The organism is Pseudoalteromonas sp. S558 (assembly GCF_005886635.1).
Lineage (GTDB): Bacteria > Pseudomonadota > Gammaproteobacteria > Enterobacterales > Alteromonadaceae > Pseudoalteromonas > Pseudoalteromonas aliena.
Map to the genome: position 1 here is coordinate 1 of NZ_PNDU01000300.1, position 20,687 is coordinate 20,687.

17 protein-coding genes and 1 pseudogene are annotated in these 20,687 nt (G+C 37.9%); 10 read left to right on the forward strand and 8 right to left on the reverse strand.

The features are described from left to right. Positions 1–427 precede the first annotated feature (427 nt). The 7 genes and pseudogenes from CWB66_RS17520 to CWB66_RS17550 all read left to right on the forward strand — a co-directional run. Positions 428–886, forward strand: coding sequence for a DUF2778 domain-containing protein (locus CWB66_RS17520; RefSeq protein ID WP_138586371.1), 459 nt, complete (start codon positions 428–430; stop codon positions 884–886). A 787-nt stretch (positions 887–1,673) separates the two neighbouring features. Then, on the forward strand, positions 1,674–2,132 hold the full coding sequence (locus CWB66_RS17525; RefSeq protein ID WP_138586372.1) for a nuclear transport factor 2 family protein: 459 nt from the start codon (positions 1,674–1,676) through the stop codon (positions 2,130–2,132). Positions 2,133–2,389: 257 nt separating this feature from the next. Beyond that, on the forward strand, positions 2,390–3,037 hold the full coding sequence (locus CWB66_RS17530; protein WP_138586373.1) for a hypothetical protein: 648 nt from the start codon (positions 2,390–2,392) through the stop codon (positions 3,035–3,037). Continuing rightward, entirely contained in the window at positions 3,034–4,143 is a 1,110-nt protein-coding gene (locus CWB66_RS17535; RefSeq protein ID WP_138586374.1) for a hypothetical protein, read from the forward strand. Before CWB66_RS17530 ends, CWB66_RS17535 begins: the two co-directional genes overlap by 4 nt. Positions 4,144–4,386: 243 nt before the next feature. Then, positions 4,387–4,794 (forward strand): PH domain-containing protein, encoded by a 408-nt coding sequence (locus tag CWB66_RS17540; RefSeq protein ID WP_138586375.1) that lies wholly within the window; start codon positions 4,387–4,389, stop codon positions 4,792–4,794. A gap of 38 nt (positions 4,795–4,832) precedes the next feature. Then, entirely contained in the window at positions 4,833–5,501 is a 669-nt protein-coding gene (locus CWB66_RS17545; protein ID WP_212747834.1) for a rhomboid family intramembrane serine protease, read from the forward strand. 118 nt (positions 5,502–5,619) lie between these two features. Next, positions 5,620–6,405 (forward strand): annotated as a pseudogene (locus CWB66_RS17550) (transposase); the annotation flags it as partial. A 234-nt stretch (positions 6,406–6,639) separates the two neighbouring features. Here the strand turns inward: CWB66_RS17550 and CWB66_RS17555 are convergent. From CWB66_RS17555 to CWB66_RS17570, 4 genes are all read right to left on the reverse strand, one after another. Continuing rightward, positions 6,640–7,254 carry a hypothetical protein gene (locus tag CWB66_RS17555; RefSeq protein WP_138586377.1) on the reverse strand — a complete coding sequence of 205 codons (615 nt, stop codon included), beginning with the start codon at positions 7,252–7,254 and terminating at the stop codon, positions 6,640–6,642. Between the two features lie 42 nt (positions 7,255–7,296). Further along, a complete protein-coding gene (locus CWB66_RS17560) occupies positions 7,297–8,256 on the reverse strand; it encodes a glycoside hydrolase family 19 protein (protein ID WP_138586378.1) in 960 nt (319 codons plus the stop codon). Between the two features lie 230 nt (positions 8,257–8,486). Continuing rightward, the gene (locus tag CWB66_RS17565) at positions 8,487–10,067 is read right to left on the reverse strand and encodes a tetratricopeptide repeat-containing sulfotransferase family protein (RefSeq protein WP_138586379.1); all 1,581 of its coding nucleotides are present in this window, start codon (positions 10,065–10,067) and stop codon (positions 8,487–8,489) included. 104 nt (positions 10,068–10,171) lie between these two features. After that, entirely contained in the window at positions 10,172–12,577 is a 2,406-nt protein-coding gene (locus tag CWB66_RS17570; protein ID WP_138586380.1) for a TonB-dependent receptor, read from the reverse strand. 476 nt (positions 12,578–13,053) lie between these two features. Between CWB66_RS17570 and CWB66_RS17575 the strand changes: the two genes are divergently transcribed. Next, a complete protein-coding gene (locus CWB66_RS17575) occupies positions 13,054–14,148 on the forward strand; it encodes an NADH:flavin oxidoreductase/NADH oxidase (RefSeq protein WP_138586381.1) in 1,095 nt (364 codons plus the stop codon). 72 nt (positions 14,149–14,220) lie between these two features. Further along, positions 14,221–15,417, forward strand: a complete 1,197-nt coding sequence (locus CWB66_RS17580; RefSeq protein WP_138586382.1) for an MFS transporter — start codon at positions 14,221–14,223, stop codon at positions 15,415–15,417. Between the two features lie 72 nt (positions 15,418–15,489). On the opposite strand, the gene CWB66_RS17585 is transcribed toward CWB66_RS17580, so the two are convergent. Beyond that, complete coding sequence (locus tag CWB66_RS17585) at positions 15,490–16,353, reverse strand: EamA family transporter (protein WP_138586383.1); 864 nt, start codon at positions 16,351–16,353, stop codon at positions 15,490–15,492. A 200-nt stretch (positions 16,354–16,553) separates the two neighbouring features. Further along, complete coding sequence (locus CWB66_RS17590) at positions 16,554–17,540, reverse strand: Gfo/Idh/MocA family protein (protein ID WP_138586384.1); 987 nt, start codon at positions 17,538–17,540, stop codon at positions 16,554–16,556. Between the two features lie 201 nt (positions 17,541–17,741). On the opposite strand from CWB66_RS17590, the gene CWB66_RS17595 reads away from it, so the two are divergent. Then, positions 17,742–19,343: a GMC family oxidoreductase gene (locus CWB66_RS17595; protein ID WP_138586385.1), complete on the forward strand. Its 1,602-nt coding sequence runs from the start codon at positions 17,742–17,744 to the stop codon at positions 19,341–19,343. Between the two features lie 21 nt (positions 19,344–19,364). On the opposite strand, the gene CWB66_RS17600 is transcribed toward CWB66_RS17595, so the two are convergent. Together CWB66_RS17600 and CWB66_RS17605 are read right to left on the reverse strand one after the other, a co-directional pair. After that, positions 19,365–20,180 (reverse strand): class I SAM-dependent methyltransferase, encoded by an 816-nt coding sequence (locus tag CWB66_RS17600; RefSeq protein WP_138586386.1) that lies wholly within the window; start codon positions 20,178–20,180, stop codon positions 19,365–19,367. Between the two features lie 2 nt (positions 20,181–20,182). After that, entirely contained in the window at positions 20,183–20,584 is a 402-nt protein-coding gene (locus CWB66_RS17605) for a hypothetical protein (RefSeq protein ID WP_138586387.1), read from the reverse strand. Positions 20,585–20,687 lie beyond the last annotated feature (103 nt).

Consider the following 20,687-nt stretch of genomic DNA (forward strand, 5'->3'; position numbering starts at 1 on the left):
ATTCACTTTGAGTTTTAATCGGTTAGTGATAAACGCAGTAATGTCCCGTTGGATTATTAGCCCTTCGCTTTTCGTTTTTACAAAATTAGGAAGATACAAAATTAGGAAGACACCCATCCTAATTGCTACTGAAACCGTAATTATAATAGATAGCCAATAGATCGATGACAACGGTTTATTAAACAATGGTGGTAAGCCCTTATCACCTTGCATGGTATTCATCTCAACTAATAAGCTACTCAAACACCTGTAACGGTAATCCTCCCTAAAAATAATTAAAACAACACCAAACTCTTTTTTATATTTTGCGTATAGATACAGTAATCGATTGAAGCAAAATAGGAACTCAGCTATGGTTTGTTTATCAATAAAAACAAATAAAAGAACGAGTTAATCTACAGGCTCGTTAGCACTAAAAGGAATGATCGTGATTAATTGTACATTTAAACTTAATGATCAACCTATGAGCACTCTAAAGTGCGGAGCATCTACATTTGATGCATATTCGGGCTTAGAAGCGCATAGAAATAAAAAACTATCGATTTGTATACCGAGTAAGGGGCCCATCCCTACAGGAGTGTATTACATTATCGATAGACAATCTGGTGGGCTTCTTGGGCCATTAAGAGACTTATTTTCAGATAAAGCAGATTGGTTCGCTTTATACGCTATAGATAAGAAAATCGATGACTCAACGTTTTGTGAAAAAGTTAAGCGAGGGCAATTCAGAATTCATCCAGAAGGTCCTTTAGGTATTAGTCAAGGTTGCGTCACTTTTAAAACAATGTCGGACTTTAGAACTTTTAGCTCAATTATTAAAAGTTCGGGAAAAACAAAAATTCCAAGTACAAGCATTGAATCATATGGGAAGTTAACAGTTTTATGAAATGTTTTCTGAAAATTATGTTATTCATTTTTTGGTATATAGGTATACCTTCTTTTGTTACTTTTATGTGGTTCAACCTATCTATTTTTGTCCCCTTATCTGAAGTGCTTTGGTCGTTTTTTAACAAATTGACTGGTGAAATGAACGTGGGATATGCATCAGATTTAGAATTTATCACAATTTACTTTTTGGGGGGTATTGTATCTTTCGTTTTAAAGTATTTAGTGCTAACAAGAGACTATAGCGTCAATAGTTGATTTGATAATTAGGATGACACCCATCCTAATTACGACGAAAATATCTAAATTAAACAGGTGATAAGCCCCGTTAATACTTTCATTACGCAAAAAATGTAATATTTAGTGCATAATCTAGAAAAGCAGAGAAACATGATAAATTCATAAAAGTAAGCTTTTATCACCTTTAAAGCTGCTCAAGCTGCAGTAATACCTTATAAAACGCCAATTAAAGCAGCATCAAACTCTTTTTATATTCTGGGCAAAAATACAATAATCGATTGAACCAAAATAGGAACTCGGCTATGGTTGGTTGACAGACCAATATAAAATTAAAAACGAGTTATACCAATTTACTAATGAAGTTAGCTATTTTGAGGTAAGAACATCTTGTTGATAATGAAGCTAAAATCTCGTTATTCTCTACATCTCTACATTTGTAAATAATAAATTCAACGCAATTGTCGTCAGGTTTGAGCACTCAAACTGATTAAGTATTTTAACGGATTAGTATTAATGTGAGGCTTGTTAGCCTACCCAAGGATGTGTACATGTATCGAAATATATTCCTATTCTTATCAATGTTTTTATCTTTTTCAGTATTATCTGAAACATCCAGTGACAGTAAAAATATACAAAGAGCTGTTCTTGATTACATAGAGGCTCAGCATAAAGTTGAACCAGAACTAATGAAAAGAGGCTTAGATGCGAAACTAGCTAAAAGAACTTACTGGAAATCTGAAGATGGTTCAGAGTTCATTATGGAAACCGATTTTAAAACAATGGTGTGGGTGGCTGAAAACTACAACAAAGAGGGGAATAAATTTGCTGCCTCACCAAAAGTTGATATAGATATACTGGATATTGATAATCGAGTAGCATCAGTGAAGCTAACGGTCGATGATTGGATTGACTATATGCATCTGTATAAAAATGAAAATAAAGAATGGAAAATAATTAACGTTTTGTGGCAATACCAAGATCCAAAAAAACACTCGAGTCAAAAGTAAGCTAATAATTTAATAAACAGGGGGATAACTAGCTTATCTCGCTGTTAAGTATACATATCTTCATCACACTTAATGGTGGTGTAAATGTGAGTGAGCAATAATTTGCTAGTCCCTAAATTTAAAATTGAACTTAATGGTATAGCGTTCGAAGATTAATTAGGTGGCTTTTCGTTTTATTTTATTGATTCAAATGCATGCTATGCAATAAGCCTTTACTTAATGATAAGTGCAAACAGCTTTTTTAAATGGAAGTTTCTATGAAAACAGCAGTATTAGTTTTAATGATTATGTTACTAATCGCCTGTAAAACAAAAAATATAAATACAGTTTTACATCATGAATCATCAACTCAAGGAATCATTTCTGGCAGTATGGCTTGGCCTATTGATGGCCCAGTGTATAACCCTTTAGTTTTTAAATTACGATCAACAGAGACCGGACAAGAGTATTCACTAGAAGTTCGCCCTTCCTTTAATGTATTTCATGGAAAAACAGAAGTTCAGTTTTCTTCTAATGGTTACGGTGGGACGACGTATGCGCTCGCGTTGCCATCGGGCGAATATGAATTTTATAATTACAGCATGTATGATCTAAACGGGACAACGTGGTCTTCTAGAAATGATTATTCAATCCCTTTTAATGTATCCGCTAATCAAACTATCTATCTTGGTGAAATTAAGCTTCATGTTAAGAGCAGCACAGATTTTTTAGGCGCAGACGTATACCATGGCGGGTTCTGGACATTTGCAGATAAGCATAAGCGTGATTTAGCTATCCTATCAAAACACCAACAAAACCTATTTAATGAAAACACCTTAGTAAATATTCCAAAGAATAAACGTAAATTTACTGATTTAGTTTTATTACCTAGTGAAAAAATTAATCATGATGAGAGCGAAAAATGAAAATCAAAAATATTAAACCTCTTGCAATAATTATTGTGTTGTTAACTTCACTGCTTGGTTGTCAATCAACAAAAAATAATAAAGCAGATATAGAGCATAAACAATATGCTACGTATTTTAGTGAACATAAAAACTATAAAGCTGCTATTACAAATGATAATAAAAAAGAAGCCTACCGAGCACTCAACGCTATGTTTGAGCTCTCTAAATCAAATACTGATTATTATGCACTGACAGGAAATTTGCTAGCGAGTTCATTTGGTTCAGGTGCATTTAATAAATTAGATGAAAAGGAATTTAAAAAAATAGCCGCAGTGCTAGGGGACGAATTAGACTCGCAACTAAAGTTTAAAATTAAAAGTATTGAAAAATACTATGCTTTTAAAAAATTAGAACCAACAAAGCTACTGGCTTTGCATAATAATACCAATAAATATTGTCAAGCGGATAGCATCGCGATGCGTCTACCTATGACCGATGAAAATGAGGCATTACATTATTTAACTAGTAATGATTGTCTAAGTGATGCGTTAAAAGATGATCCAAATGCTAGAGCATTATACATAGAGCACTTAACCTATATTGACAGTAGGCCAGATATGAAGCTACGCGCTGATGGATTCAAAATTTATGATACCAGCAGTAGTCAGTATTCTGCGTTGTCTCAAAAGCAACAATACGCGTTATTATCTGCCAAAGAACAGGTTTTTGCTCATTCTACTAAAACTAGAGCACCGACTTTCTCGCTTTCTGTAAAAAAAGGAGAGTTAGAAGAACCAGAAGCTATAAACAAAATTGCTGAACTATTACCATTAGCCGAAAAGGACCTAGCCAAAAATTATCAGCAGATTGAAGCATTATTTAATGAAATAGAAGTGATAAGTAAACAGAAATCTAAAACAGTTCCTGCGGTTTTAAATTTATTAGTATCGCTGGCTTTAGAGCAAAGTAACTTAATCGCGTTTGATAGTTATGTAAAAAAGATGAATAGTGCACAGTACTTAACTAAAGAGAATAACAATTATTTTAACCTATTAAGAATTATTATTCTCACTAAGAGTGAAGAGTATGCAAACGGTTTGAGCTATGTTGATACTTTAATATAAGCAAAGCCACGACTATTAGGATTTTTAATATGGATCAGATACCTTTGCTGATCCATATTTTCCACTGATTTTATGGCAACACGGCGTAGGCAGCATTAAATTAGGATGATGGCCAATTAAAATATGAGGGGTAACTCCTTATAACCTCAAAAAAGCGGTTTAAAATTTTTAAAAACATCAACTAAAACAAGTTAATCTAAAGTATTGTTAGGTGAAACTGATTTATCAAACATTGGAATTATAATGAATAAAGAGCAAGCGCAGGCATATATTGAACAAAATATAAAGGAAGACGATACATTAATTGGTTTTTTTCAAGCTGTTTCGCCTCCAAAAATTTGGATGTTTTTCGTACTTGGTCCTTTAGCCATTCTTAGTATGAGAATGTACTTCTTGGCTGTTACTGAAAGAGGAATATATTTTCATAAGCTGAGCTTACTTGGTAAGTTTGAAGATAGTGATTTTTTTGAATTTGATGAAATTGAGAGTGTTAGAATTGGCAAAGGAATATTGCAAAGACCAATGAAATTTTATTTTAAAAACAGTAGAAAAATAAAAGTAAAAGCTCAGTTAAAAGGCCATAAAAAAATTGCTAAAGTGACAGCCGATGTTCAAAGTTATATTGAAAATAGAATTCCTTTAGCACAATGATATTTTTTCTAATATCTAGTGTAATGTATGTTTTAGGGTTGTTGTTAATTAAACCGTCTCCTAATAGTTTAAAAGCTATACCGTTAACATATATGCAAAACTTCAAACTTATTCGGGCTTCACTGTGCTCAGGTGTTTTTCTATTATTTGTTTTTTTTATAACCTCAAATTACGGATTCCTGGCTGTTGATGAGTATATATATACTTTACTAGCTCTAAATAATGATTCAGAAAAAGCACTTTTATGGCCACTTCAATCAATAACGCATTTAATTATTCATACTGATCCAATGCATCTTTTAGCGAATGTTTGTGGGATAGCCTTAGCCTCGGTTTACGAACGCCGTGTTGGAGCTAAAAGGTTCTTATCTGTTTTAGCTATAGGTGGCATAGCTTCAATCCCATCAATATTTTTTTATTCAGAAACTGTGACGGTATGTGGTATTTCTGGCGGAGTATTTGGCTTAGCTGCGGCATATTTCACTGATGAAGATGAATTAACAATAAAAGAGTGGGGCTCTGCAATATTATTATTTACCTTTTTGATGTTTATATTTTCAATCGAAGGGGAATTTACAAGTACCTCCAATGAAACGATAAATACACAAGTTGATCATATCGGGCATATATTTGGAGCAATTGGGGCAATTATTTATTGTAGACTCAAACCTTTGCGCCTAACAACCGAGGCTGACAATCAGCATTAAAGTTTACTTTTTTACCACAATAATTAACAGTAAATAACGCTGGCATCCATCCTACATTTTGAATGTAAATAATTCCCGGATTCAAAAATTGTGAGATCTAGGATGGCTGCTTTGTTTATTATTTGTGAACGTCAATAGGCGTCAAGCACTTGATTGGTCTGATGATGAAGTAATTAAACGCTGGTATCAACTTTATAACGGCCATGTTTTAGTCGACCGCCACATAAAAGGTGAGTAGTTAGATAAGACAAGTTTGCTCTTTTTTGATGAGATCATCGCTAAATGGCGAGAAAGATTGTATGACATCAGCTGCTATATGAAAAACCTCAATGAGTACATTGCCCGCGAAGCCAATAAAGAAGGTAACTGCACGGGCAAGTACTGGGAAGGGCGCTATAAATCGCAAGCATTATTAGATGAAACCGCAGTGCTCAGTTGCATGGCCTACGTTGATTTGAATCCTATCAGAGCAAACATAGCCGACACGCTTGAAGACAGTGATGTTACCTCGATTCAAGAACGTATAGCGCACTTTAAAGCCTTTACCACAGACACGGTTAAAGCGAACAAGCTTCTCAAACAAAAAGATAGTATTCAGCATTAAAGTCAACCTGCACAGCTAAAACCATTTGGTGGCAATCACATCAAACACACGATCCCCTTTTCCTTACTGGATTACATTGAATTAGTCGACTGGAGTGGCCGCCATATAGATCCAAAGAAAAAAGGGCATATCAACAAAACCATGCCAAAATTACTCCTCTCTTTGAATATAGAAGAAGCGCAATGGCTTGAATCAATTCAACGTTTTAGACAGCAGCACTCAAATTTTGCAGGCAGTAAACAACGGTTAAAGCAGCAAACTGCCAGCAACGATGTAAAGTGGTACAAAGGCGCAGGCTGAACAGTTGCATCTTTATTAGTTTGTTTGAAAAATAAGCTATCAAACAAAGTGATGACCTAGCGTTACTTTTTTTGCCTAAAATTCCTTCCAAGCAACTCAAATATAAGTTCTGTAACTAGCACTAACTGTGTGAGTGTGCAAAAAAGGTAATGATGCGGTTACCACAATGGAAGAGGTGCTAAATTTTCTCAAAATATGTGTCTGTCCTTTTTGCTCTTCTTTTGCTCTTAATTACTAGCGATGATATTTTACATTGATAATTATTGGCCACTCGTCAACTAATATGCCATTACCACAATCGTTGTCTGCATGTATTAAACTAGGTTTTAGATTAATTAATTGTGGGAACGAAATGGTGTAATTAACTTCATAACCGCAAGAGCCAAAAGCAGAATATAAACGCAAAGACTTTAATTGGTTCCCTATTTCGCTAATTTCAATACTGCCGGTAAGTAAATTAGTTGGTTTTAGCTCCCATTTATTTTCAATAAAGGTAGGTTCTGACCAAGTTATAGGGTAAGCCATATTAGTTGACGTCTTGACATAATAGGTTAAATAACTGTCTTGATATGCTCCAGTGTTGCAAGCTAATGCAAGCAGTTTATCACCCGAACTTAGCTTAAAAACTGAGACAAATCGATTGTTATGATGTTCGTCTTTGATAGAGCAGTTGTCGTTTTTATTTAGTAAACTAAGAAGCTTTTTTTGAGTTAATAGTTCAAAACTTAGAGGCAACTTTAGACTAGTTGGTATCTGCATTTTTAAGGGTTTATTATTCTTAATATCTGCATTAAGCGAAGCGGCATTAACATGCGAGCAAAAGAAAAAGATCATAATAAATAAAGTCATATTTAATTTCATCAAAAGTTAGTCCATAAAAGTATATGTATATTAAGCTAACGCTACATTTCTTGAGAATAATAACTTTTCAAATTCAAGTGTACCTCGTGATGCTTTCAATAGTCGCTCAAAAATTATAGCGTCATTAGCAATCTCTAGAGCATGATCTTGACCATTTATTATTCTCCTAGCTCCAATATAATTAGAAGTTGCACCTGATATAAATTGGCCTAGTTTAGCTTCAGCAAATAAACCTTCTCGCATGCCATAAGACATTATTGCATAGGCAATTTTATGATTAAGTGCTAAGTCAGGATTTATATAGAGCTTATCTCCTAGCCCTAAAGCATTGCCAACCTTTTTATAATTATAATTCCAAGTTAACTGTACATAACCCCTTCCGTAGTATATGTTTTTTTCTATAGTTGAAGTAGTTGGAACATCGTGTACGCTACCATACAGCTTACCTTTTCCTTTCCCCCATTCTTTAATTGGCTTCCAGGTACGTCCGCATTCACGTTTTACTGTCGCTAACATGTAAGCAATCCATCGGATATCAGTAATGTGAGGATCCATTACACATTCAATCAAGAGTTTTTTTAGATCATTAAATGCTTGCTCGTTAGGGAACTGCTTTTTATAAATTTTAATGAAGTGTTCATAATCAATAACTTGAACTTGATTTAAAGATGCTGCTTCTTTGTGCTTTTTAAGAAAATTCTGACTTAATGAGGCTACAAGTGCTTTGTGAGTTAAATCATCAGGTATAATTTTTTTACTTGGGTGTTTATTACCTAATGCAGTCGATTGAAATAGCTTTAGTTGCTCTTCAGTTTTACTACCATAATATCCATCGGGCTTTAGTATTTTTCTACCGAAATACTTTTTTGTGGTACCTAATAAAAGTCTTTGTAGTACTAGAACATCTAGCGGAGCATTCCTAGCACCGTGACCAACACTATTAGTTAACCTTGTTATATTTACTAAGTTTAGCTCTTTAAATATTAACATTTTAATCCTTTAATTTTTATCCTTTAGTAATTATACCACTCACTATGTACCCCTTCAAGGCTACATTAGTTGATTTTTATTCCATTCACATAATTGCTTTTCTATCAATATTTGTCAGCAAGCATTGGCAACTGTGTTAGTTTACTCATATACAGTGCTGATATTTATTCTGAAAAGTAATTACCAGACTATAAATTAATTAAGCGAGTTCATAAAAAAGAAGTGATATTTCACCCTACGATGCCTTGTTGTTTTAAGTAAGCTCTAGCTTCATCAGTATGTGGTTTAAACGCTTTCCAGCGACCAATTGCTTTATTGTTGAGTGGCTGGCGTACTTGCACCTTGCTTGCGGTAGAAACTGGGGCGGTGTTTAAGTGAAAATCTATACACTGCTCCTGCCACTCTAGGTTACAAAAGCTGACTAACTCTTTAATTTGTTGCTCGGGCTGTGCGACTAATTCTTCGTATTTTAGTAATTTTATGTTGCTGTGCAGGGCGCTAAAGTGCTGCATTAGTTTGTAAAAACGGCTGTAAAATTTAGCGGTGTCGAGTAAGTCGAGTGAGTAGGCATAGTAGGGGTTATTAATGGTAAATAGCTGGCGGTAGTTACCAATACAGGTGTCCATTGGGTCGCGCAGCATACAAATAATTTTAGCGTTTGGCAGTGCTTTGGTTATTAAATCGATATAAAAAAAGTTAAACGGGAGCTTATCAATAAAGTGTTTATGGCTGCCTGTAATTACGCGTGTTGCGTTTAAATAGGTGCTGCCAAGCTGATTAAAATCAAGCTCGTAGGCCCTACTGAGCGTTTGAGTGTCGAGCACATGGTGTGTTTTTGTTTGGCTTAATTTTTTTACGCTTAGGCCAAAGTCTTGTAATTCACCGGCTGATTGCACGTCGCTGTGGCTCGATAAAATACGCTCAACCAATGTGGTGCCAGAGCGGGGCATGCCTAATACAAAAATAGGTTCGTCCGTTGGATTGCCTTGTACTCGCGCTTGTTTGTGCTGCTCACTTAAGCGTTTAATATGTTCAAATAACTCAGTTGAGCTTTTATGACCAAACGGCTGCACAGCACGTTTTGCTACTTTGCCCTGCTCTAACGCGTTAAAAGCCTCTGAAAATTCACCAAGATCTTGATACTCTTTTGCTAAAGCATGGCCAATATGTAGTTTTGCATCGGGGTGTGTTACTTGTTCAAACACGTTTTTTAAGCGTTCAATATGATTGTTTTGCACACTTACTTTAGTTAAATCACTTAATGCAAAATGACTTTGATGATGCAGCGGATCAAGCGCTATGGCATGTTCAAAAGCGTGTTGGGCTTTATCGAATAATCCTAAAAACTTAGCGCTTACACCGTAGTTATAATAAAACTGCGGTTGAGCTTTGTTAGCTGCATTAGCCAGTTTAATAGCGCATTCAAAGTAGTTAAGCGCCTGCTTGTGAATGCCTGCTTGAGTAAGGGCTACGCCGAGTGTATCAGCATCAAGTGATTTAGTTATTTGCTTTAATGAAACCGATAGCGCGGTGTTTTTTGCTTTTTGTAATTCGCCAATAAGTGCGTAACATTTAGCAAGTTGCACGGTGTATTCAATACTTTGACCAAGGGTGAGGGCTTTTTCGATGAGCTTTATTGCTTTGTGTATTTGCCCAACAGTTAAATTAACCATTGCCAGCAAAAAATACCCATCAGCAAAATCAGGTTTGAGTGTAACTAACTCCACAAGGGCTTTGTGTGCTTGCTCTATTTTACCTTGGTTTAAATGTTTAATTGCGCTTTGATGAAGTTGCTTTAAATTTGGCTGCATGGTTTTTGGTAATTATTATTTTGTAAAAGAAAATAAAAAGGCTCAAATAAATTTGAGCCTTAAAACAGTGTTTAAAAAGTGAGACTGTTTAAAAGTCGCTTAAATTATATTTCAAATTTGTAGTTAAATTTAACACCTACCGTAAGCGGGCGATTAATGTAATGGCCGTAGTTACGCTGTATATCGGCGCCGTTCGCTGATGTTATATCCGCATTTGAACGACGAACTGAGGTAACTGCATATTTGTTAAATAGGTTATCAACATATAGCGTAGTTGACCATGCATCGGCCGTTAATTTAGCAGATATATTACTTAAGCTATAACCCGGTAGTGTTTCGCCGTTATCACGAAGACCCACTCTTGAAAGTACGTCGCTTTGCGCGGTTAAACCGTAGTTAATATCAAGGGTTTTATCGTTAAACACCTCGGCTTGATAATTTACACCCATCGAAAATTGGTTTTCAGGTGAGCCCGGTAAACGATCGCCGTCTTCTGCGCCACTGGTGCCATCGGCATTAAATAAAAAGGGGGCATCTGATGTTAGCTCTGCTTTTGTATAAGCATAGGTTGCATAAAGCGAAAATGCATCTGATAAAATTGCACGGGTTGAAATTTCAATCCCTTTTGCATTCGCGCTGCCTGCGTTTGAAAGATACGTTAATTGGCCTACATCGGTAGCGCCAGAGATTTGTGCATCATCCCAATCTACGTTAAATAACGCGGCGTTAAAGTGTAGTTGGCTTCTAAACCATGTGCTTTTAAAACCTAGCTCGTAATTTGTAGTGGTATCAGCATCGTAAAGCATTTCGTCAGGTTGGCCACAACCCGTTTGCTGATCGGCAGGTAGTGGATCAGGGCAAGCGACCAAGCCGTTTGAGCCACCAATTCTAAAGCCTTCACTTACCGTTACATAGCCCATTACTGAATCAGTAAACTGGTACTTAGCATTAAATTTAAATAAATTCCCGTTATCACTCGCGTCACTGTTTTCATAATTAATACTGATTCCATTAGGACCAGCGCTACCCGATAAGGTGTTAGCAAGTGGGAAGTCAAACGCAGCTTTTGCTTGTATATCGTATTCATAAAAGCGGGCACCAATAGTCACGTCTAATTTATCGGTGACTTGGTAACCCACCTCGCCAAAAAGTGCAGATTCAGTGATTTTACTGCTGGTTAATTCTAAGTATTCTAATGCATCAGGGCGTACTTGTTCGCCTTTGACAAATACATCGTAGTTTGGAGTAAACTCTCTGCTGGAGGCATCCGTTTCTGTTTTGTTGTAAAAGCCACCCACAATCCAGTTCAAGTCACTGTCGCTTTGCGACACCAAACGAATTTCTTGCGTAAAGGTGTCTTCTTCATCTATTTCTCGGGTAAAAGCAGAGAACGAAGGGAATTCTTCGTAGCCGTAATCAAGACGAATAAGTAGGTCTGTTTGGTCGCGTTGGCCATCGGCATCAAAGCGTGAAATACCGGTTGCCGATACCAGCTCTGCAAAACCTAAGTCGGCTTTTAGCTCAAGGCTTAGTAATTGATCTTTTTTCTCGCGGGGCTCCGCATAGCGGTAAGCTGATTCGTATTTACCTATTACGTCGCTTAAACCGTTGTTTGCATTAAGGCTGTTGTAATGAACAATCGAGCGGCCTTCGCTATCTTGGTTTTGGTAAAAGTAGTTTAGCGTCCCTTCAAACGATTCATTTGGTTTGTAGCGAACAGAAATGCGGCCAGTAGTGGTGGTTTCACCGTTGGCGTCTTTTATGTTTTTAAGGTTGTTAGTAACCGCTGAGCTGTCGCTCCAATTAGGATCGGTTATTGATACACCTGGCTCGCGCACAACATAACCGTAATCGATAAAACCTGGGTCTTCGTAAACATTTAAACTGGCGCGCACTGCAAGTGTGTCTTCAATAAGTGGCAGGTTAAATATAAAGCCGCCTTCGCCACCTAAAGAGTCACTTTCTTTTGTTTGAAATAGGTCGCCGTAAACTTCAAGCGATGTAAAATCAAGCTCAGGCTGTTTAAGCATATAACGAATTGCACCGCCTAATGTGCCTGCACCATAAAGGGTGCCTTGTGGCCCAATGAGTACTTCAACGCGCTCAATATCTACTAAGCGCATATCTACCGAAACTGGAATTTCGTTTATATAAGTAGATACCGTGCCGCCATCCGACGATGGACCAGAAGAATTTGTATTTAAACCACGAACAATAATAGGTGAGCCAGAGCGACCACCTTGATCGGTAATTGTTAAACCAGGTACCCAGCGTGCTACATCCGCAAGCTCATTGATATTTTGATCTTTCATAATATCTGCATCAAGGGCGGTAATATTTAACGGTGCATTTTGCACAGAGCCGCTGCGCCTCGTTGCTGTAACTTCGATTACTTCGAGTGATTTGTTTTTAGCGGCAACTTCTTCTTGAGCAAGAGCTGCATTTGGTAATAAAAATACGCTAGAAACAGCGCTCGAAATAGCCAAGGTTAACAAGCTTGGTTTAAACATAAAAAGTGATCCCCAGTTCAAATGTTTTACATTAGTAAATTAAGTTAAGCAGTTTATCAGGGAGTGAAGTAGCTGGGAATATTTAAATTGAATTTTAATTCACTTTTATAGAATAAATATTGATTGCTTTCAGGGTTTTTATTTGGTTAATAGGCAATACAAGCAATAGCTTAGTGGAATTAGGTACAGTTAGGTTAAAAATTACACCCTTGTTTAAAGGTAAATAGTCATTCATGTTTTAAAGCTGGTGTTATGACGTGCTCGTTAAACAGATTATTACATTAAAATTAATATTTCATAATGTCATTACTTATACTTTTATTAGCACTATTAAAGTGTGTTTTTATCCCCATTAAGAGTGGTAGTCGCCATTATAAGTGACTGCATAAGCTTTTGAGTGAGCGTGTTTGATTGCCGCTTCGTATTCTCTTTTTTATTTTGTCCGCACTTTTTTGTGCGTGTTTTAAGGATTAACAATGAGCCAACTATTTTCGCCTTTATCACTTGGGCAAGTAACGTTAAATAACCGTATTATTATTGCACCCATGTGTCAGTATTCAGCAAACAATGGCGCTGCTAGCGATTGGCATACTATTCATTTAGGCCAATTGAGCTTGAGTGGTGCAGGATTACTTATTTTAGAGGCAACAGCAGTAAATCCAGAAGGGCGTATTAGCTACGGCGATTTAGGGCTTTGGAATAACGAAACACAACAAGCGTTAGATAAAAGCTTAAAAGCAGTAAGGCAATACAGCTCTATGCCTATTGGCATTCAGCTGGCGCATGCTGGACGTAAGGCCTCTACAGGTAAGCCGTGGGAAGATGTTGGCGCTATTGCACCTGATGACGTAAATGGCTGGCAAACGCTCGCACCTTCTGCAATTGCGTACGATGATAAAAGCCCAATACCAAAAGCAATGAGCCAAGATGACATAGATTTATTAGTTAAAGATTTTGTAAGTGCAGCTAAACGCGCTGATGAACTCGGCCTTGATTTAATAGAGCTACATGGTGCGCACGGTTACTTGCTGCATCAGTTTTTGTCACCACTTTCAAACAAGCGTGATGATAATTACGGTGGCAGCCTAGAAAACAGAATGCGCTTATTGCTTGATGTGTTTAAAGCAGTAAGAGCGGTATTCCCAAGTGAAAAAGCAGTGGGTGTGCGTATTTCGGCAACCGATTGGGTTGCCGGCGGCTGGGATTTAGAACAATCTATAGTGCTTAGTAAAGCGCTTGATGAACTCGGTTGTGATTTTATTCATATAAGTACTGCGGGCCTAAGCCCTGAACAACAAATACCGGTAAAACCTAATTTCCAGGTACCGTTTGCAACAGCCATAAAAGAAGCAGTTAAAATGCCTGTTATAGCGGTGGGTTTAATTACACAGGCGCAACAAGCCGAAGATATTATTAGTAAGCAGCAAGCCGATGGTGTAGCGCTTGCGCGTGGCATTTTATATAACCCACATTGGCCGTGGCATGCAGCTGCTGAGCTTGGCGCTACAGTAACTGCACCTAAACAGTATTTACGCTCAAGCCCACATGGGCAGCCATCTCCAATTAAATAAAACACGCCCTAAGCAAAACCCAACCCGCGCTTGCTGGTTGGGTTTTATTATTTTTATAAAGTAGAGACACACATGACTCAAACAGGCGTTTCACCACAACCACTTAGCAATACACTCGTTACTATTATTGCTTTGTGTTGTGGTCTTATTGTTGCCAATATTTACTACGCTCAACCTATTATTGAGTTACTCGCCCCAGAGGTGGGACTAAGTGCGCACAGTGCTAGCCTTATCGTATCGCTTACACAAATAGGCTACGCTTTGGGGTTGTTTTTTTTAGTGCCATTAGCTGACTTAATTGAAAATAAGCGTTTAATGCTTATTACTTTAGCTGTGTCGTTTTTGAGTTTAGTGGGGACTGCACTTGCTGATTCACCTAATGTAATGCTTATTTTATGTTTAATGATAGGTATGAGCTCGGTTTCTGTTCAGGTGCTTATTCCTCTTGCTGCGCATTTATCGTCTGACGAAAAACGCGGACAAGTTCTTGGCAATATTATGGCGGGTCTGTTGCTAGGTATTTTGTTGGCAAGACCTATATCGAGCTTAATAGCCGATCACTTTGGTTGGCGCGCTGTATTTTACTTTGCAGCAGGGTGTATGGTGTTTATTGCAGGTGTAATTTATTTTGCTATTCCAAGCAGGCAACCTACCCATAAAACAACGTATTTTAAGTTATTAAAATCGCTTAAACAGTTAATGATAAGCCAGCCAGTGCTGCGCCAACGTTCACTTTTTCAAGCATTAATGTTTGCATCGTTTAGTTTATTTTGGACAAGCGTACCGGTGGTGCTTGCCCGTGAGTATGGTTTATCCCAATCAGAAATAGCATTGTTTGCACTAGTGGGTGCGGCAGGTGCTGTAGCAGCCCCCATTGTTGGGCGTTTGGCAGATAAGGGCTATACACATCAGATATCGTTACTTGCAAAAGTTATAGCGGCTGGTTGCTTTTTACCAAGTTTATTTGAGTTACCTTACGGGATAGTAATTTTGGCGATAACAGGTGTGTTTATTGATTTTGCTGTGCAGGCAAATATGGTCCTCGGGCAACGTGCAGTGTACGCACTAGAGCCACAAAGCCGTGCACGTTTAAACGCTATTTATATGACGAGTATATTTGTAGGTGGCGCAGTAGGCTCGCTTATTGCCAGCCCATTATATGAAGCTGGCGGTTGGACAGGTATTGCACTGGTTGCCACGGGCATGCCGCTTACTTCGTTGATTGGTTATTTGGTTACAACTAAAAAGCAAAGTAAGGCTGTGAGTTAAATAACTATCGCACAGAGCACAATAAAGTCACCATGTTGCGTGGTGACTTGATTTAGATTATTTAGTGCTTAATTAAGTAGCCTGTTTTTTTGCGTTTGAAAACGAGCTACCAACAGATGCAGTAATAACAAGCAAAATAGCGAGCCACTGCCATAAAGTCAGTAACTCACCTAAAAGTATAAAACCAGCAATTGATGCAATGGCAGGCTCTAAGCTCATCATGACGCTAAACCCTTGCGATGGCATATTACGCAGAGCAACCATTTCGAGTGTGTAAGGTAATGCACTTGATAAAATAGCAATACCAATCCCTAATGGGATAATTTCCCATGTAAACGCGGCGCTTTGCATAATGCCGCCGTAAGGCACTAGCACTATAGCGGCAACAGTCATGCCCAATGCGACAGTGGCTCCACCAGAACTTTGCACTCCCGTTTTTTTGCCAAATAATATATAGCCTGCCCAACATGCACCCGCCCCAAGAGCAAGTGCTACACCCAATGGATCAAGACTATCTTTGCCGCTCATATCTGGAAGCAAAAGCAAAATGCCAGCAATAGCGCAGGCAACCCAAAATAAATCACGTTTTCGGCGCGAGGAAAATAAAGCAACGGCAAGGGGGCCTGTAAATTCAAGTGCTACACCAATACCTAGTGGAATACGTTCAATGGCGTAATAAAATAAAATATTCATACCGCCAAGGCTTAATCCATACACTATGATAGGGATGCGATTACCTTGACTAGGTAGGTGTTTCCAAGGTTTAAACACCAAGCAGAGTATGAGAGCTGAAAACCCCAGCCTTAAAGCCGTTGTGCCTTCAGGGCCTACAACAGGAAATAACTGTTTAGCGATTGAAGCACCAGATTGAATAGTTACCATAGCAAGTAGTACACACATAACTGCTAATAAAAATTCTTTTGAAGGTGATTGCATTTTTATCCTCTAATGGACGAGTCTGTCAAAAATGAGCGGGTGTGCGTGAAGTTAACGCAGCCTGAGTTAATAGCGGCATAGTATCTTTTTTTTAAATTAGAGGTAAGTGCATACGACTAAAAATAGAAGCGATAACTCGGTCATTAGATTAATGGGCGTTTTTGTGTACAAGGCCGTAGAGTGGGTAACGGGCCTATATATTAATCATTAGGATAAGTAACACCTAATTGAGTCCGCGCAGTATCAAGTACATGCATGACACTTTTTGAAAGCTGATACGTATTAATATCTGACTCACACTTACCTTGATTAACCATTCGCATAAAATGCTCCACTTCAAATTTCATAAAGTGTTTGTCAAACGCGATAGACACTAATTCGCGATCCCCATTATTAGCAATAAATTCTACTTTTTTAAGTTGTGATACGGCCTCGATACGAATACGGCCAAGTTCGCCTTGTATTTCGGTAATATTATCGCCTTGCGATATTTTAGAATAACTAATAACAGCTTGTTTATCTGCGTAATTTAGTAATACATCCCCCGCACCATCTACGCCGGTATCAAGTAATACGCCACTGGCACTTGCGCTTTGCGGCGCTCCCCAAAGAGCAATCAATAAATACAGTGGGTAAATCCCTAAATCAACCAGTGCACCGTTAGCAAACTCAGGTAAAAATGTATTTGGACGTTCGCCATTTTTATATTTATCGTAGCGAGACGAATACTGACTATATTGACCTATGTATTTACGTGGCGTGCCAATTTTTATCATTGCCTGTTGTAGTCGTGCAAAGTTAGGCAAGTGAGTGGTCATCATTGCTTCCATGTATAAGCGCTGATGTTTTTTTGCGGTAGCAATAATAGTTGCAAGCTCTTTATAGTTTGCTGCAGAGGGTTTTTCGCCAAGGACATGTTTACCTGCTTCTAGGCACATAACTGCGTATTGTTTGTGTAAGCTATTTGGCGCGGCTATGTAGACGGCATCAACATTTTGATCTTGGCATACTTGCTCTATTGAGGTGAAAATTTTTGCTTGTGTATTGTGTGGGTGTTTGGCTAAAAACGCTTTGCCACTCGACTGCGCGCGCGAACAGACCCCGTATAAATTAAAATCGTTTAACGTATTTGCAGCGGCTAACAATGTGTCACTAATAAAATTGGTGCCAACAATAACAAAGTTCATACTCACTCCTTAGAAAATATAAGCGCATTGATTGTATCATTTTAAAATTATGGCGTGTTTTTCTTTGTTGGTTAAGTTTTTAAGGCTAGGCGCCACTTAGATTAACTCTTTCTTTAACTGTGTATTTACGCAATATAAATAGCGATTAATTCGCTGATTTTATGTATTGTGGTGTAAATAAAAAGTAAATGGCTAAGCTGTATGAGCACAGAGTATGATTACATTATAATTGGCGCAGGCAGTGGCGGCTGCGTTATTGCATCGCGTTTGTCAGAGGACAAAAATGTAAGTGTATGCTTAATTGAAGCTGGCAAGAGCGATAATAGTGCGTTTGTGCAAATGCCTGCAGGCATTGCGGCGAGCGTACCTTATGGTATTAATAGCTGGCATTACAATACCGTGCCGCAAAAAGCGCTTAATAATCGTTGTGGGTTTGTACCACGCGGCAAAGTACTGGGTGGCTCAAGCTCGACTAATGCGATGGTTTACATAAGAGGCAATAAATACGATTACGACCAATGGGCGGCTAATGGCAATACGGGTTGGGATTTTGAGAGTTTACTGCCTTATTTTATTAAATCCGAAAATAATAAAGCGTTTGTGAATGATGATCTTCACGGTACTAAAGGCCCACTGCATATACAAGAGTTAAATAATCCAAGCGATGTAAACCAGTGCTTTTTAAATGCCTGTGTCGAGCAGGGCGTTAATTTAAGCGACGATATAAATGGTAAAGAGCAAAGCGGCGCACGTTTATCGCAGGTTACTCAGCATAATGGCGAACGTTGTAGTGCAGCAAAAGCGTATTTAACCCCGTATTTAAACCGCCCAAATTTAACGGTATTAACCAATAGCCACGTTAATAAAATAAATATAAAAAATAAGACCGCAAAAGGCGTGCAAATAGAGCGCAATAATCAAGTTATTGATCTGTTAGCAAGAAAAGAAGTAATACTGAGTGCTGGAGCGATTAATTCACCGCAAATATTAATGCTTTCAGGCATTGGTCCAAAGGATCATCTCAGTGCGCATAGTATTAAAGTAGAACACGAACTTGACGGCGTGGGTGCTAATTTACAGGATCATCTAACGGTAGTGCCACTTTATAAATCAAAAACAAGTAAAGGCACCTTTGGTGTAAGCCCGCTTGGTATTGCTAGCATTTTTAAAGAATGTGTAAATTGGTTTACTAAACGAGAAGGGCGATTAACCAGCAATTTTGCTGAATCCCATGCGTTTATTAAATTATTTAAAGACTCGCCTGCACCTGATGTGCAACTAGAGTTTGTAATTGGGCTGGTGGACGATCATAGCCGTAAACTACACACCGGGCATGGTTACAGTATTCACAGTAGTATTATGCGTCCTAAAAGCCGTGGCACTATTACGTTAGCGGATAACAACCCACGTAGTGCACCGCTTATAGACCCTAATTATTTAAGCCACCCAGATGATTTAACTGTAATGCTTGCGGGCCTTAAAAAAACACTCGCTATTATGCAAAGTAAAGCCTTTGATAACATACGCGGTAAAATGGTGTATCCGCTTGATATAAATAATGATGAGCAGCTGATTGCATTTATTCGTCAAACTGCAGATACCGAATATCACCCTGTTGGGACATGCAAAATGGGACAAGACTCAATGGCCGTCGTAGATACTAATTTACGAGTTCATGGGATGAGTAATTTACGTGTAGTTGATGCGTCTATTATGCCTATCATAATTACCGGAAACACTAATGCACCGGTAATTGCGATTGCTGAAAAAGCAGCTGATTTAATTAAGCGCGCAAATGTTTAATTAGGGCGTGTTCAAAGATCCTTAATTATAAAAATCGTTTAGCCATTGTTGCCAATCGCTTTCAAGGTGCAGCATTTGCTGATGTTTTTTAGCGTTTATGTGCTTAGTTTCATCTTCATTTGCCATATATGGCCCAACGCGACAAAGCGGGCAATGGTTTGGTGTTAAGTACGCTGGTTTTTTAAGCTGTGCACTTAATTCATTGGTGTGAGTATTCATCGCTTTTGAGCTAAATACGTACGTTATACCGCTGGTATCTTTTACGTGTTTATCGCGGTCAACGTTCCGAATTTTATAGCTTTCAAAGCGACTAATATCAAAAGGCATTTGGCCTAAATATTCAGCGCTTAAACTATTATTTAAACTGCCTTCTATATTCCATTCGCGATAGGGTTTTACATCTTTGGAAGTAATGTAACACAGCATTGGACCATTTTTATCAAGCGCAAATTCGTTCGCATATTTAATAAATTGATGCAGTAAAGCGCGGTTAAGTACATTCATGCTGGTTTGGCGCGTGTTGTTTTCAAACGCTTCACGGCCAACAAACGCAGGTATGAGTGGAAACTGGAAAATGACTACATCAAAGCTATTTAAATAACCGTCTAAGCTTTGCCAGCACGCTGTATTTGTGACATCAAAACCATTAAGCACTTCAACGTTATGCGCTTTTAAATTATTGAGCGCATTATCGGGATACTTATGTTCAATAGTGGTTGCATCATCGTAGGTAGAGGCGACTAATAGGTGTGGCTTTAGATGATTATGTATAGCGCTTGAAAACGATAAATCGCCATCGCCAACGGTGAGTATTCGCCAATTAGGATTTAAATACATACTTATTTAGCGGCGCTATTTTTAGCTTGGCTGGTGTTATCGGTGCTTTTTTGAGAATGTGCTGCAAGTAAGCGATGAAACGCGAGTCTGGTTTTTAATCCTTCAATAGCGACTTGTTTAATTATAAGATTAAAAGTAATTAAAATGGCAAATGCAATATGAATAGGGCCGTGGGTAAATCCTGCATCTGTATCGTAAAGTGTTAAACCAAATAATAAAAATAAGACGACTAAAAATATTTCGAGTAATTGACTTGAATAAAAGCTTAAACGACCTTCGCTTTTATGATCTTTTTTAATGCGAATAGCGCAAAAAAAAGGGATCACTTTGATTTTAAATGCAGCGTTTTTCTCTACGTAGTTCTCGCCTAGTTCATCGAGTTGTTGGCGTAATTGGTCAATCATGGTGTGTCCTCAAATAGCAGTGCGCGGATATTACCTTATTACCGAACAATATTTAAGTTTACAGCTGTTATTTAACCTGAACTCTGGTTAATATATTTACTAA

Coding starts and splice junctions, on each gene's coding strand:
- CWB66_RS17590 (WP_138586384.1), bottom strand. CDS start 17,540: ATGAACTTTGTTATTGTTGGCACCAATTTTATTAGTGACACATTGTTA.
- CWB66_RS17600 (WP_138586386.1), bottom strand. CDS start 20,180: ATGTATTTAAATCCTAATTGGCGAATACTCACCGTTGGCGATGGCGAT.
- CWB66_RS17580 (WP_138586382.1), top strand. CDS start 14,221: ATGACTCAAACAGGCGTTTCACCACAACCACTTAGCAATACACTCGTT.
- CWB66_RS17555 (WP_138586377.1), bottom strand. CDS start 7,254: ATGACTTTATTTATTATGATCTTTTTCTTTTGCTCGCATGTTAATGCC.
- CWB66_RS17595 (WP_138586385.1), top strand. CDS start 17,742: ATGAGCACAGAGTATGATTACATTATAATTGGCGCAGGCAGTGGCGGC.
- CWB66_RS17565 (WP_138586379.1), bottom strand. CDS start 10,067: ATGCAGCCAAATTTAAAGCAACTTCATCAAAGCGCAATTAAACATTTA.
- CWB66_RS17560 (WP_138586378.1), bottom strand. CDS start 8,256: ATGTTAATATTTAAAGAGCTAAACTTAGTAAATATAACAAGGTTAACT.
- CWB66_RS17585 (WP_138586383.1), bottom strand. CDS start 16,353: ATGCAATCACCTTCAAAAGAATTTTTATTAGCAGTTATGTGTGTACTA.
- CWB66_RS17525 (WP_138586372.1), top strand. CDS start 1,674: ATGTATCGAAATATATTCCTATTCTTATCAATGTTTTTATCTTTTTCA.
- CWB66_RS17540 (WP_138586375.1), top strand. CDS start 4,387: ATGAATAAAGAGCAAGCGCAGGCATATATTGAACAAAATATAAAGGAA.
- CWB66_RS17535 (WP_138586374.1), top strand. CDS start 3,034: ATGAAAATCAAAAATATTAAACCTCTTGCAATAATTATTGTGTTGTTA.
- CWB66_RS17605 (WP_138586387.1), bottom strand. CDS start 20,584: ATGATTGACCAATTACGCCAACAACTCGATGAACTAGGCGAGAACTAC.
- CWB66_RS17575 (WP_138586381.1), top strand. CDS start 13,054: ATGAGCCAACTATTTTCGCCTTTATCACTTGGGCAAGTAACGTTAAAT.
- CWB66_RS17530 (WP_138586373.1), top strand. CDS start 2,390: ATGAAAACAGCAGTATTAGTTTTAATGATTATGTTACTAATCGCCTGT.
- CWB66_RS17570 (WP_138586380.1), bottom strand. CDS start 12,577: ATGTTTAAACCAAGCTTGTTAACCTTGGCTATTTCGAGCGCTGTTTCT.